Source organism: Glycomyces halotolerans, assembly GCF_054779575.1.
The window spans coordinates 103,826-116,817 of the sequence record NZ_BAAGXZ010000005.1 but is presented as its reverse complement, the minus strand read 5'-3'; the positions used below and the strand labels follow the sequence as shown (position 1 = coordinate 116,817).

Sequence of the window (12,992 nt, the reverse complement as noted above, 5' to 3'; positions counted from 1 at the left end):
TCAGTGCGCTCCGATCTTCTCGGCGTCGAACAGGGGTGCCTTGGTGCCCTCGATGTAGTCGAGGTAGTCCTGCCTGAAGTACTTCAGGCTGGAGGTGACGCAGGAGGTGGCGCCGTCGCCGAGACCGCAGAAGGACCGGCCCAGCAGGTTCCTGCAGGCGTCTTCGAGGACCTTGAGGTCGGACATCTCCCCTCGCCCGGAGAGGATCCGCTCGTAGACGCGGACCATCCAGTAGTTGCCTTCCCGGCAGGGGGTGCACTTGCCGCACGATTCGTGGGCGTAGAACTTGATCCACCGCCAGCACGCCAGGACCGGGCAGTCCTGGTCGGAGAAGACCATGAGCGCGGTGGTGCCGAGGATCGATCCGGCCTTGGCGACGCTGTCGAAGTCGAGCGGCACGTCGGCGTGCTCGGCGGTGAGCATCGGCGTCGACGACCCGCCGGGGGTGAAGAATTTGAGTTCGTGGCCGTCGGCCATGCCGCCGGCGAGCTCGATCAGCTCCCGCAGGGTGGTGCCGAGGCCGCACTCGTACTGGCCGGGGCGGTTGACCCGGCCCGAGAGCGAGTAGATCATCGTCCCGGCGGCGTTCTCGCCGCCGAGCGACTTCCACCACTCGGCGCCGCCGAGGACGATGTGCGGGACCGCGGCGATCGTGCCGACGTTGTTGATGCACGTCGGCTTCTGGTAGAGCCCGTGGGTCGCCGGGAACGGGGGCCGCAGCCGAGGCTGGCCCCGCATGCCTTCGAGGGAGTCGAGCAGGGCCGTCTCCTCGCCGCAGATGTAGGCCCCGGCGCCGGAGTGGATGACCACTTCGAGGTCGAAGCCGGAGCCGAGGATGTCCTTGCCGAGGTAGCCGGCCGCTTCGGCTTCGCGGACGGCCTGGCGCAGGCGGCGGGCGGCGTGGACGGCTTCGCCGCGCACGTACACGTACGCGCGGCTGGCCTTGATGGCGTAGGAGGAGATGACGACGCCCTCGATGACCGAGTGCGGGTCGTTCATCATCAGCGGCAGGTCCTTGCAGGTGCCCGGCTCGCCCTCGTCGGCGTTGACCACCAGGTAGTGCTCGTTGCCGTCGTCGGGCACGAACTGCCATTTCATGCCGACGGGGAAGCCGGCGCCGCCGCGGCCGCGGTGCCCCGACTCCTTCATGAAGGCGATGAGGTCGGCCGGGCTGTACCGCAGGGCCTTGCGCAGCGCCTTGTAGCCGTCGAGCTGCTCGTAGACGTCGAGCTTCCACGCCCCCGGCGACAGCCAGCGCTTGGTGACCACGGGCGTGAGCTTGCTGAGGACGTCTTCGCGGGGTTGTCTGGGACCAGGCACGGTTACTCGACTCACTTCGCTTCCTCTTTGTCCTTCGGAGGCGCGGGCGCCAGCGAGGTGTCGGGGTCGAACTGGGGCGCGGTGATGCCGGCCTGGGCCGCGAGCTTGGCGCCGGCGAGGGTGGCCTCGCCTTGGGCGTTGCCTTCGAGGGCGGCTTCGCGTTCGTCGTCGAACCCGGCCAGCTGGACCGAGATCTCGCGGAGCGTGCACAGGGGCGCGCCGCGGCTGGGGATGGGCCGTTTGCCTTCTTTGAGCTGTCGGACCAGGTCGATCGCGCCGGTCTCGTCCATCTCGTCGAAGAACTCGTAGTTGACGGTGACGACGGGGGCGTAGTCGCAGGCGGCCAGGCATTCGGCGTGTTCGAGGGTGACCTTGCCGTCGGCGGTGGTCTGGTCGTGGCCGACGTCGAGTTCGTCTTCGAGTGCCTCGAAGATCCGCTGGCCGCCTTTGGCGTGGCAGAGGGTGTTGGTGCAGGCGCTGACGAGCCAGTCGCCGGCCGGTTCGCGCTTGTACATGGTGTAGAAGGTCGAGACGGCCTGCACTTGGGCTTTGGTGATGCCCAGGACGTCGGCGCAGAAGGCGATGCCGTCCTCGGAGATGTAGCCGTCGTGCGACTGCACGAGGTGCAGCAGCGGCAGCAGGGCCGAGCGGGAGCGGCCTTCGGGGTAGCGGGCGACGATGGCCTCGGCCTGGTCGCGGATCTGCTCGGGGTAACTCATCGGTCGCAACCTCCCATGACGGGGTCGAGCGAGGCGCCGCCCGCGATGACGTCGGCCAGCAGGCCGCCCTCGGCGAGGGCCGGGAGCGCCTGGAGGTTGACGAAGGACGGGTCCCGCATGTGGACGCGGAACGGCCGGGTGCCGCCGTCGGAGACGGCGTGGATGCCCAGTTCGCCGCGTGGGGCCTCGATGGCCGTGTAGACCTGCCCGGCCGGGACTCGGAAGCCTTCGGTGACGAGCTTGAAGTGGTGGATGAGCGCTTCCATCGACTGGCTCATGATGTGCCGGATGTGGTTGAGGCTGTTGCCCATGCCGTCGGCGCCGAGGGCGAGCTGGGCGGGCCAGGCGATCTTCTTGTCCTCGACCATGACCGGTCCGGGCTCGAGTTTGTCGAGGCCCTGGGCGATGATGCGCAGGCTCTGGCGGACCTCTTCGAGGCGGACGAGGTAGCGGGCCCAGGCGTCGGCGCCGTTGTGGGTGGGCACGTCGAAGTCGTATTCCTCGTAGCCGCAGTAGGGCATGGTCTTGCGCAGGTCCCAGCCGAGGCCGGCGGAGCGCAGGACCGGTCCGGTGACGCCGAGGGCGAGGCAGCCGGAGACGTCGAGGTAGGCGACGCCTTGGGTGCGTTCCTGCCAGATCGCGTTGCCGGTGAGCAGGCCCTCGTAGTCGTCGAGTCCTTTCGGCATGTATTCGACGAAGTCGCGGATCATTTCGATCGCGTCGTCGGGGAGGTCTTGGGCGACGCCGCCGGGGCGGACGTAGGCCATGTTCATGCGCAGTCCGGAGATGGCCTCGAAGATGTCGAGGACTTTCTCGCGGTCGCGGAAGCCGTAGATCATCATCGACAGGGCGCCGAGCTCCATGCCGGTGGTCGCGAGGGCGACCAGGTGGGAGGCGATGCGGTTGAGCTCCATCATGATGACGCGGATGACGTCGGCGCGGCGGGGCACGGTGATGCCGAGGAGTTTCTCGACCGCGAGGCAGTAGCCGGTCTCGTTGAAGATCGGGGCGAGGTAGTCGGCGCGGGTGACGAAGGTGCAGCCCTGGGTCCAGGTGCGGTATTCGAGGTTCTTCTCGATGCCGGTGTGGAGGTAGCCGATGACGGGCCTGACCGAGCGGACGGTCTCGCCTTCCATCTCGCAGACCAGGCGGAGCACGCCGTGCGTGGACGGGTGCTGGGGGCCGAGGTTGACGATGAGGCGTTCGTCGTTGACCGGGTCGAAGGCGGCGACGAGTTCGTCCCAGTCGCCGCCGGTGACGGTGTAGACGCGGCCTTCGGTGGTCTCGCGTTCGGGGGCGAAGGCGTCGAAGGCTTCCTCGGCGGTGTGGTCGGTGGCGGTCACTTGTAGGCCCTCCTCTCGTCGGGCGGCGGGATGTGCGCGCCCTTGTATTCGACCGGGATGCCGCCCAGCGGGTAGTCCTTGCGCTGGGGGTGGCCCTCCCAGTCGTCGGGCATGAGGATGCGGGTCAGGTGCGGGTGGCCTTCGAAGACGACGCCGAACATGTCGTAGACCTCCCGTTCCTGCCAGTCGGCGGTCGGGTACACCGCGGTGACGCTGGTGACGACGGGGCTGTCGGCGGACACGGCGGTCTCGAGGCGGACGCGGCGCCGGTAGGTCATGGAGGTGAGGTGGTAGACGACGTGGAGGCGGCTGGCCTGCGCGGGGTAGTCGACTCCGGAGACGGAGTTGCACAGTTCGAACCGGAGGCTCTCGTCGTCGCGCATGTGGGCGCAGACGTCGGCGGTGCGGTCGGGGGCGATGTGGATGGTCAGCTCGCCCCGGTCGACGACGACGCCGCGGGTGATGTCGTCGCCGAGTCCGTCGTGGAGGGCGGCGACGACCTCGTCGAAGTAGCCGCCGAGCGGTTCGGGGGTGGAGACGACCGGGGCGGCGGTCGGGTCGCGGCGGACCAGGCCGCCGAATCCGGAGGTGTCGCCGGTGTCGCTGACGCCGAACAGTCCCTTGGCCTCCTGGCCGACGGGCTGGACTTCGCCGCGTGCGGGTTCGACTTCGCCGTCGCTCATCGCTTGGCCACCGCCTTCCTGATGCGCAGCTGCTCGGCCTCGCCGGCCTCGGCCGCTTCGATCCACTCGCGCTTGCGCTGCTTGTCGAAGCGGTAGGAGGAGGGCATCTCGCCGGGTTTGAGGAGCGGCTCGGGCCGGTCCTTGAGGGCCTGGCGGCGCTGTTCGCCGAGCGGTTCGTGCTGGACTTTCTCGTGGAGTTTGAGGATCGAGTCGAGGAGCATCTCGGGGCGGGGCGGGCAGCCGGGCAGGTACATGTCGACCGGTACGACGTGGTCGACGCCCTGGACGATGGCGTAGTTGTTGAACATGCCGCCGCTGGTGGCGCACACGCCCATCGACAGGACCCATTTCGGTTCGGCCATCTGGTCGTAGATCTGGCGCAGGACGGGGGCCATCTTCTGGCTGACGCGTCCGGCGACGATCATGAGGTCGGCCTGGCGAGGGCTGGCGCGGAAGACCTCCATGCCGAACCGGCCGGTGTCGTAGCGGGCCGCGCCGGTGGACATCATCTCGATGGCGCAGCAGGCCAGGCCGAACGTGGCCGGCCACATCGAGGCCTTCCTGGTCCAGTTCACCAGGGCCTCGACGGAGGTCAGGATGATCCCCTGGGGGAGTTTCTCTTCGATTCCCATCGCTAATCCCAGTCCAATCCGCCGCGGCGCCACTCGTAGGCGTAGGCCACGAACAGCGCTCCGATGAACATGACGACGGCCCAGAATCCGAAGATGCCGAGCACGTCGTGGTGGACCGCCCACGGCACCAGGAAGATGATCTCGATGTCGAAGACGATGAACAGCATCGCCGTCAGGTAGAACTTCACCGGGAACTTGGTCGCGCCGGCGCTGGTGGGGGCGGGTTCGATGCCGCATTCGTAGGGGTCGGACTTCGCGCGGTTGCGCCTCATGGGGCCTGCGATGCGCGAGGCGACGACCGAGACGATCGCGAATCCGAGTCCGATCGCGAACATGATGACGACCGGTACGTAGACTTCCATCGTCAGGACCTCCTTCCGGTTGCGGGCGTGGCGTACCGCAGTCCGTTGACGACTCGGTCGGCGAGGTCGCCGCCGGGCGTGTCGGTGAGGTTCGCCAGCAGTTTCAGCACGATGCGCATGAGCGCGGGGCTCTTGAGCCCGTATCGGGTGCACAGTCTCATGACGTCGGGGCGTCCGATGAGGTGGACGAACACCTCGCCCATGCGGTAGTAGGAGCCGAGGTGGGCGGCCATGCGTTCGGGGTAGCGGCGCAGTTCGGCCTCGCGGGCCGGGCTGCTGGGTCGGCGCAGCGCCGCGGCGGCGGTGCGGGCCGCGATCTCGGCCGATTCGATGGCGTAGGCGATGCCTTCGCCGTTGAAGGGGTTGACCATGCCGCCGGAGTCGCCCACGAGCATCAGGCCGCGGCTGTAGTGCGGGACGCGGTTGAATCCCATGGGGAGCGCGGCGCCGCGGACGGGGCCGTCGGCGGCGGATTCGTCGCGCAGGCCCCACGCTTCGGGGGTGGCCGCGAGCCAGTCGCGCAGCAGGGCTCGGTAGTTGGTCTTGCCGTAGCCGGCCGAGGAGTTGAGGACGCCGAGTCCGACGTTGACGCGGCCGTCGCCGAGGCCGAAGATCCAGCCGTAGCCGGGCTGGAGGACGTCGGGCTGGTCGGCGGTGCGCAGGGCCAGCCACGATTCGAGGTAGTCGTCGTCGTGCTTGAGCGGCGACTTGTAGTACTGGCGGACGGCCACGCCCATGGGGCGGGACGGGTCGCGTTTGATGCCCAGTGACAGCGCCAGTCGCCCCGAGACGCCGTCGGCGGCGATGACGAGGGGGGCGCGGTAGCTGACGGTGGCGCCCTCGCGGGTGGCGGTGACGCCGCGGACTCTGCCGGCGAGGTCGAATTCGGGGGCGGTGACCTGGACGCCGGTCTCGAGGGCGGCGCCGGCTGCGACGGCGCGCTCGGCCAGGAGCTGGTCGAAGTCGGCCCTGGTGCGGGTGAGCCCGTAGTCCGGGAAGCGCTGGAGGGTGGGCCAGTCGAGTTCGAGGACGGTCTCGTCGGCGACCACGCGCAGTCCGCGGTTGCGGGTCCAGCCGGCTTCGGGGGAGGTGTCGACGCCCATCTTGAGCAGTCCGGCCACGGCTCGGGGGGTGAGGCCGTCGCCGCAGACCTTCTCGCGGGGGAAGGCGGTCTTCTCCAGCAGCAGCACGTCCAGGCCGCGGCTGGCGAGGTGGTAGGCCGCGGCTGAACCACCGGGTCCCGCGCCGACGACGATGACGTCGGCGTCGGGCGTCGGATGCGTGGTCACAGGCGTCCTCTCAGGCGTCGAGGCAGTGATCATACTTACGAGCCACGTGCTTGTGAAGCTCTTCACAAGCGCTTCGGGAGCAGTCTAGAACTCCGATATCCCCCGCCTGTCACTTAGGCCTGCCTAACTTAGCGTTACAGGAGGTCACACCTAGTACTGCTGTATGCCTATGTCACCGGTGGCGCCGATTTGCCGGCGATGGGCGTCACCGCCTCGGGGCGGTGATGAAAGCGACATTGGTCAGACCACGCCACACGAGCATGAACGAAGCACTCTCGCATCGCCGTGGGAGCGCTACAGGACGGTGGCGAGGACCACATTGGTTCAAATTTGAACTTTCTCGAGAGCCGGGTTAGTGTCGAGGCGACATAGTTCAAATCTGAACCAACCCGTAGTCCGCGGCGGCTCGGGCCGCCGTCCCGATACAGGTAACTGAGGTACTGACATGGCAATCAACGCTGTCGAACCGGTCAAGGTCGCGGTCGTCTACTACTCGGCCACCGGCAATGTCACCAAGCTCGCCCGGCAGATCGCCGAGGCCGCCGAGAAGGCCGGCGCCGAGGTGCGGCTGCGCCGCGCCGCCGAGCTGGCCCCGCGCGAGGCGATCGACGCCAACCCGGCCTGGGCGGCCAACGTCGAGGACACCGCCGACATCGAGGTGGCCACGGGCGACGACATCGTGTGGGCCGACGCGGTCCTGATGGGCTCGCCGACCCGCTACGGCAACATCGCCTCGCAGCTCAAGCAGTTCATCGACACCCTCGGCCCGCTGTGGTTCCAGGGGCTGCTGGCCGACAAGGTCTACTCGGGCTTCACCGCCACCTCCGGCAAGCACGGCGGCAACGAGTCGACGCTGCTGGCGCTCTACAACTCGTTCCACCACTTCGGCGGCATCGTCGTGGCCCCCGGCTACGCGAACGAGGCCCTGTTCGCCAACGCCTCCCCGTACGGGGTGGCGCACTTCGGCGACGGGCCGATCGACGAGGTCACCCTCACCGCCGCGACCGCGCAGACCGAGCGCGTGGTGGCCACGGCCGAGGCCCTGAAGGCCGGCCGCGCCGCCACGGTCGCCTGAGCGCGCTCCGTACGAACTCCGGCCCGGCAGATCCTATAGGATATAGGAAATATCCTATAGGATCTGCCGGGCCGGTTCGTTTCAGGCCGGTTCGTTTCAGGTCGGTTCGCCTCAGGACTTGAGGCGCTCGACCAGGCGCTTGGCGATCGCGCCGAGTTGGGCGACCTCGGTGTCGTCGAGTTCGTCGAAGACCACCTCGCGAACCAGCCGCACGTGCCCGGGTGCGGCCTCGGCGAGGCGGTCGCGGCCGCCGGCGGTGAGCTTGGCGAGGGTGCTGCGCCCGTCGGTGGGGCAGGCGAAGCGCTCGATGAGACCGGCCTCCTCGAGCCGCCGGGCCACGTGGGAGAGCCGCGAGAGCGAGCCGTTGCACAGGTAGGCCAGGTCGCTCATCCGCATGGTGTGATCTTCGGCTCGCTCCAGGGCGGCCAGGACGCCGTACTCGAAGTGGCTGAGCCCCGAGTCCCGTCGCAGCTGGTCGTCGAGCGCAGCCGGCAACCGCATGACCAGGCCGATGAGCGCCAGCCAGGTCGCCATCTCGCCCTCGTCCAGCCAGGGTGCCTCATCACTCATTGCACCAGCTTAACTTCGCTGGTTGCGGCCGTGGCGATTCCGAGCCAGAATAATTGAACCTTCAACTAACGGGAGTGGCCATGTCCACAGTGCCGGGAGGGGCGTTCGACGCCTTCCTCGAGACCACCGCGCCGCGCACCGCCGAGCGGTCCGACTGGACTCCCGGCGACGACCCGCTGCCGGCGCTCTACCTCAGCCACGGCGCTCCGCCGCTGTTCGACGAGCCGGAGTGGATCGACCGGCTCTTCGCCTGGGCCCAGCGCCTGCCGAGGCCGCGCGGAATCCTCATCGTCTCGGCCCACTGGGAGTCGGCGCCGCTCATGCTGTCGGCTAGCGCGCCGGCCACGCCGCTGGTGTACGACTTCGGCGGCTTCGCGGCCCGCTACTACTCGATGCGCTACGAGACCCCGGACGCGACCGCGATGGCCGATCGGGTGGCCTCGGCCATGCCCGACGACGAGCCGATCCACCGGCACGCCTCGCGCGGGCTCGACCACGGCGCGTGGGTGCCGCTCAAGGTGATGTACCCCGACGCCGACGTCCCGGTGCTGCAGTTGTCGATCCCGACGCACGACCCCGACCGCTTGATGGCGATCGGCGCGCGGTTGCGGCCGCTGCGGGAGGAGGGGTACCTGGTGATCGGCTCGGGCTTCATGACGCACGGGCTGCCGTTCGTGGACTTCACCCGTCCCGAGCACGTGCCTGCCTGGTCGTCGGACTTCGACCTGTGGGCGGCCGAGGCGCTCGAGCGGGGCGATGTGGAGACCCTCGCCCGCTACCGCTCGCAGGCCCCGGGGATGCCGTACGCGCATCCGACGGTGGACCACTACATCCCGCTGTTCGTGACCTACGGGGCGGCCTCGGCGGCCGAGCAGCCGGCCGAGACGGTCATCGACGGCTACTGGTTCGGTATGGCCCGGCGGTCGTTCCAGCTCGCCTGACGGCGCGGACGACTCAAGCGTAGATGTCGGCCGGTTCGAGCAGGACCAGCCGCTCGTCGTCATTCGCGTGCCTGCGCAGGCGGTCGGTGAACCCGGCTAGGGAGCACAGGTAGCGCAGGGGCCGGTCGGCCACCCGATCAATGTGCGGGGTCAGCCGGTCCATGAGATTGAGCTCGTCGAAGTCGACTCGCCTTGATGTCCACTTGCACATGCCGACGACGACAGCTCGCTGATCATGGTCGACGCCCACGATGTCGATCTCGCGCACTTCGGTGCGACGTCCCTCGCCGGTCGGCACGTTGCCCCACCATCTGCCGACCCTCGATATGCCGTGGGCATTGAACTGCACGTGCTCCCGGCAGACTTCCTCCCAAGCCTCGGAGACGAAATGGTCCAACTGCGGCAGCACCCTCTCGTTCACATGGGTTCTCGCCAGGGATGCGGTTCGGGTCTGTGACCGGTCGCCCTCGATGAACCTGAAGTGGAATCGGAGGAACGGGTCGGCGATGCGGTAGGCGGTCTTCTTGCTCCTCACGGGCGCGGTGACCGGCCGCAGCTGCTCCACCAGGCCGAGTCGCTCGAGCACTTGCAGGGTCTTGAGCACCTGCGGCGGTTCGAGACCGGTCCGGTCTGCGATGGTGGTGTTGCGGTGGTGCCCGGAGGCGATCGCCGTGAGCACGGCCATGTGGTTGCCCGGGTTCGCGATCGACTGCCGCAGCATCAACTCGGCCTCGTCATGGAGGAGACCGGTGGGGCTGACGACCTCGTGCAGGAGGTGCTCGGCGATCGGTGCGGTGTCGTCGAACCGCTCCAGGTAGTAGGGAATGCCGCCGCAGACGGAGAATGCTCGGACCCGGTCGTCGGGCGAATACCCCGGATGGAAGACCGCGGCATCTCTGGCCAGGAAGGGCAGGACCTTCAGCTGCCCTGTCCGCCGGCCGTACATGGTCCCCGCCAGGACCTCTTCCTCGAAGAACGAGACTTCGCTTCCGGCGACGACGAAGGTGATGGGCAGGTGCCTGGCGGTTTCACGCCACCAGACGTTGATCCGCCCCTCCAGGCCCCGGTGTTGTCGGGCGAGGAACTGGAATTCGTCGAATACCACGAGCGAGGGTTGGGAGCGGGCGAAGTCCCCGATCGCCCGGAGGACCTGGTCCCAGTCGGTGAAAGGGCGGTCGGCGAAGCCTTCGTCGCCGGTGGCGACGGCCATCTGCCTGCTCAGTGCCCGCAGCTGATCCATCGGCGCGGTCGGCGATGCCTCGTAGTAGAGCGCCCGGCGCCCCTTGGCGAGACGCGTGAGGAGCTCGGTCTTGCCGACCCGGCGACGACCGTAGACCACGAGCAGGTCGGCGTTGTCGCTGTTCAAACGCGATCGCAGCAGTTCCAGCTCGGAGGCGCGGTTCAGGAATGCCATCACCGGATCATACCCCAATCATTGTCCGGACACGGATAATCCTGCGCAGGATTATCCGTGTCCGGACAATATTCGGTTCGCTATTTGAAGCCGCGGTGCAGGGCGACGGCACCGCCGGCGAGGTTGCGCCAGGCGACTTTGCGGAAGCCGGCGGCGACGATCCGGTCGGCGAAGCCGGCCTGGTCGGGCCAGTCCATGACCGATTCGGACAGGTAGCGGTAGGCCTCGGGGTCGGAGCCGACGCGGGCGGCCACGCGGGGCAGCACGTGTTTGACGAAGGCGCCGTGGGCGGCTCGGTAGGGCCGCCAGGTGGGGTGGGAGACCTCGCAGATGACGAGCCGGCCGCCGGGTTGGAGGACGCGGAGGATCTCGGCCAGGCAGGCGTCGAGGTCGGCGACGTTGCGGATGAAGAACGAGCCGGTGACGGCGTTGAAGGAGCCGTCGTCGAACGGCAGGTGGAGCGCGTCGGCGGCCACGAGCGGGACTTGGCGGTCGGCGTGTTCGCGCAGCATCCCCAGCGACAGGTCGGCGCCGATGACGTCGGCGCCGGATTTGGCCAGCTCGACGGTGGACACGCCGGTGCCGGCGCCGAGGTCGAGGCAGCGCTCGCCGGGTTGGAGGCTGAGGGCCTCGCGGGTCGCGCGGCGCCAGCGCCTGTCCTGACCGGCGACCATGACGGTGTTGGTGCGGTCGTAGCGCGGGGCGACGCGGTCGAACATCGCGGCGATGCGACCGGGTTCCTTACGCGGGGTGTTCGGCTGGTTCGGCTGGCTCACCCGCTCAGCCTCGCACACCGGGATAGGGAAATCCGCCGGAGCCCTGGGGGGAGTGGGCCCCGGCGGATCAAGGGGTTAGCGGGCGCGCGAGCTGGACCCGCGTCACATGCGGGCCTGAGGGTGCGGGTAGGTAAGGAAGGCCGCGTGTTCGCCCGGCAATGAAGCTTCTCGCGACGGGCGGGCTTGGGAGGCAAAGCGAGGCGCCGGTGTTCGGATGGTCGTCATGGTCGCCTCTCCTCCCGTGCGCCGTCTGCCGGACCGGACGCCCGCCTCGTTCGGCGGGCCGTGGGGGCCCCGCGAATGCGGCGTGCGCTACATCGACCACCCTGACGCATGACAGGTTGTGATGTCGATCTATGAAACCGAACCGTTATCGCACGTAACCCAAGCGATAACTAGCGCGTGTGCGCTGTCACATTACGTTGTTCGGAAGGCCGGTTCCGCCGTTCCGTCCGGCGGTGTCCGATTCGGACCCTGATGGCGGGGCGCGCGTGCACACACCGACGCGCGCCCCGCCTTCTCCAGGGGATAAGGGGGATCGCTCGCGGTCCCCCGACCGAGTCAAGCTCTGGGGCGTTCACAGCTTCCCGGACGCGTCGCCCGGGGCGCAAGCACCGTGACCGAACCGTTATGGAGTGATCAGTCGGCCTTTCACGACGGTGGCCTTGCAGTGGCCGGCGGCTTCGGAGACGAGCGCGGCGTACGGATTGGCGTCGGTGTCGACGTCGAACACGGCCAGGTCGGCGCGGGCGCCGACGGTGATGGCGCCGATATCGCTGCGGCCGAGGGCTTTGGCGCCGCCTTCGGTGGCGGCGCGGACGAGCCATTCGTTGAGGCCGTCGCCGTCGTCGCCTTGGGCGAGCGCCATTTTGCGCAGCAGCGGCCATTCGGCGGCGACGTCGAGGTCGGGGGCGGAGGCGCGCGAGTCGGTGCCGATGGCGACGGGGTTGCCTTCGCGCCGGTGGGCGGCGACGGGCGCTTCGCCGGTGTCGAGCCGGGCATTGGAGCGGGCACAGAGGGCCACGGCGGTGCCTTGTTCGCGCAGGAGCGCGCGGTCGGCTTCGTCGAGGTGGACGCCGTGGGCGACGTGGGAGTTCGGTCCGAGCCAGTTCACTTTGGCCATCTGCTGGGCCGGGGAGCGGCCGCAGCCGCCTTGGGCGAGTTCGAGGTCGAGTCCGATGCGGCGGTTCATGAACGCGAACGGCCCGGCGCCGCGGCGGACGAACATGTCCTCGTGGGTGGTCTCGGCCAGGTGCGGGTGGAGGCGGAGGTCGAGGGTGCGGGCGAGTTCGGCGAGGCTCTTGGCGACGCCGGTGCCGAGGGAGTAGAGGGTGTGGGGGCTGATGCCGATGGCGAGGTCGGAGTTGTTGATCGCGCGGGAGTCGGTGACGACTTCGCGCCAGGCGTTGCGGCGTTCCTCCCAGGAGGCGTCGTCGATGAAGCAGGCCTCCCAGTAGGCGACGCCGGCGAGGTCTGAGGCGAGGAGCGGCTCGAAGGCGGCTGAGGGGGTGACGACGTCGGCGACGGCGGTGACGCCGTGGGCGAGGGACTGCTCGATGCCGGCTCGGGTGTGGGCCTTCCACTCCTGGTCAGTGGTGTCGGGGTTGCGGCGTGGGAATTCCTGGATCCATTCGAAGAATTCCTTCTCGTTGTCGTGCATGTCGGCGAAGCCGGTGTAGCACAGGTGGGTGTGGGCGTTGACCAGGCCGGGGGTCATGACGCCGCTGAAGGCGGTGGTCTCGGCCGCGTCGGGGGCGTCGGCGGCGGGGCCGACGTAGGCGATGCGCCCGTCCTCGACCCCGACCGCGCCGTCGCGTACCGGTTCTCCCGCTATGGTGACCACTACGGGGGCGGTGTAGATGTGCATG

At 68.8% G+C, this 12,992-nt stretch carries 13 protein-coding genes; 2 read left to right on the top strand and 11 right to left on the bottom strand.

Going from position 1 to position 12,992, the window contains the following annotated elements; genetic code table 11:
- Genes nuoF through ACYVL2_RS06685 form a run of 7 tightly spaced genes read right to left on the bottom strand, consistent with a single transcriptional unit; the run spans position 1 to position 6,381 of the window.
- Positions 1-1,335, bottom strand: a complete 1,335-nt coding sequence (gene nuoF, locus ACYVL2_RS06715; protein WP_460541504.1) for an NADH-quinone oxidoreductase subunit NuoF — start codon at positions 1,333-1,335, stop codon at positions 1-3.
- Positions 1,332-2,039 (bottom strand): NADH-quinone oxidoreductase subunit NuoE, encoded by a 708-nt coding sequence (gene nuoE, locus ACYVL2_RS06710; protein WP_460541502.1) that lies wholly within the window; start codon positions 2,037-2,039, stop codon positions 1,332-1,334. Before nuoE ends, nuoF begins: the two co-directional genes overlap by 4 nt.
- On the bottom strand, positions 2,036-3,382 hold the full coding sequence (locus tag ACYVL2_RS06705; RefSeq protein WP_460541500.1) for an NADH-quinone oxidoreductase subunit D: 1,347 nt from the start codon (positions 3,380-3,382) through the stop codon (positions 2,036-2,038). The genes nuoE and ACYVL2_RS06705 overlap by 4 nt, the downstream gene beginning before the upstream one ends.
- Positions 3,379-4,065 (bottom strand): complex I 30 kDa subunit family protein, encoded by a 687-nt coding sequence (locus tag ACYVL2_RS06700; protein WP_460541498.1) that lies wholly within the window; start codon positions 4,063-4,065, stop codon positions 3,379-3,381. Before ACYVL2_RS06700 ends, ACYVL2_RS06705 begins: the two co-directional genes overlap by 4 nt.
- Positions 4,062-4,697, bottom strand: coding sequence for a NuoB/complex I 20 kDa subunit family protein (locus ACYVL2_RS06695; protein ID WP_460541496.1), 636 nt, complete (start codon positions 4,695-4,697; stop codon positions 4,062-4,064). The genes ACYVL2_RS06700 and ACYVL2_RS06695 overlap by 4 nt, the downstream gene beginning before the upstream one ends.
- A gap of 2 nt (positions 4,698-4,699) precedes the next feature.
- The gene (locus tag ACYVL2_RS06690; protein ID WP_460541494.1) at positions 4,700-5,059 is read right to left on the bottom strand and encodes an NADH-quinone oxidoreductase subunit A; all 360 of its coding nucleotides are present in this window, start codon (positions 5,057-5,059) and stop codon (positions 4,700-4,702) included.
- Positions 5,060-5,061: 2 nt separating this feature from the next.
- Positions 5,062-6,381, bottom strand: coding sequence for a geranylgeranyl reductase family protein (locus ACYVL2_RS06685; RefSeq protein WP_460541493.1), 1,320 nt, complete (start codon positions 6,379-6,381; stop codon positions 5,062-5,064).
- 412 nt (positions 6,382-6,793) lie between these two features.
- Here ACYVL2_RS06685 and wrbA point away from each other — a divergent pair, with 412 nt between their 5' ends.
- The gene (wrbA, locus tag ACYVL2_RS06680; protein WP_460541491.1) at positions 6,794-7,423 is read left to right on the top strand and encodes a flavodoxin family protein; all 630 of its coding nucleotides are present in this window, start codon (positions 6,794-6,796) and stop codon (positions 7,421-7,423) included.
- Between the two features lie 111 nt (positions 7,424-7,534).
- Here the strand turns inward: wrbA and ACYVL2_RS06675 are convergent, their stop codons facing one another.
- Entirely contained in the window at positions 7,535-7,993 is a 459-nt protein-coding gene (locus tag ACYVL2_RS06675) for a MarR family winged helix-turn-helix transcriptional regulator (protein ID WP_460541489.1), read from the bottom strand.
- 80 nt (positions 7,994-8,073) lie between these two features.
- On the opposite strand from ACYVL2_RS06675, the gene ACYVL2_RS06670 reads away from it, so the two are divergent.
- Positions 8,074-8,934 carry a dioxygenase family protein gene (locus tag ACYVL2_RS06670; RefSeq protein WP_460541487.1) on the top strand — a complete coding sequence of 287 codons (861 nt, stop codon included), beginning with the start codon at positions 8,074-8,076 and terminating at the stop codon, positions 8,932-8,934.
- A gap of 13 nt (positions 8,935-8,947) precedes the next feature.
- Here ACYVL2_RS06670 and ACYVL2_RS06665 read toward each other — a convergent pair whose 3' ends face one another.
- From ACYVL2_RS06665 to ACYVL2_RS06655, 3 genes are all read right to left on the bottom strand, one after another.
- Complete coding sequence (locus ACYVL2_RS06665; RefSeq protein ID WP_460541485.1) at positions 8,948-10,348, bottom strand: ATP-binding protein; 1,401 nt, start codon at positions 10,346-10,348, stop codon at positions 8,948-8,950.
- 80 nt (positions 10,349-10,428) lie between these two features.
- On the bottom strand, positions 10,429-11,067 hold the full coding sequence (locus ACYVL2_RS06660) for a class I SAM-dependent methyltransferase (RefSeq protein WP_460541652.1): 639 nt from the start codon (positions 11,065-11,067) through the stop codon (positions 10,429-10,431).
- 685 nt (positions 11,068-11,752) lie between these two features.
- On the bottom strand, positions 11,753-12,991 hold the full coding sequence (locus tag ACYVL2_RS06655; protein ID WP_460541483.1) for an amidohydrolase family protein: 1,239 nt from the start codon (positions 12,989-12,991) through the stop codon (positions 11,753-11,755).
- Position 12,992: the final 1 nt, after the last annotated feature.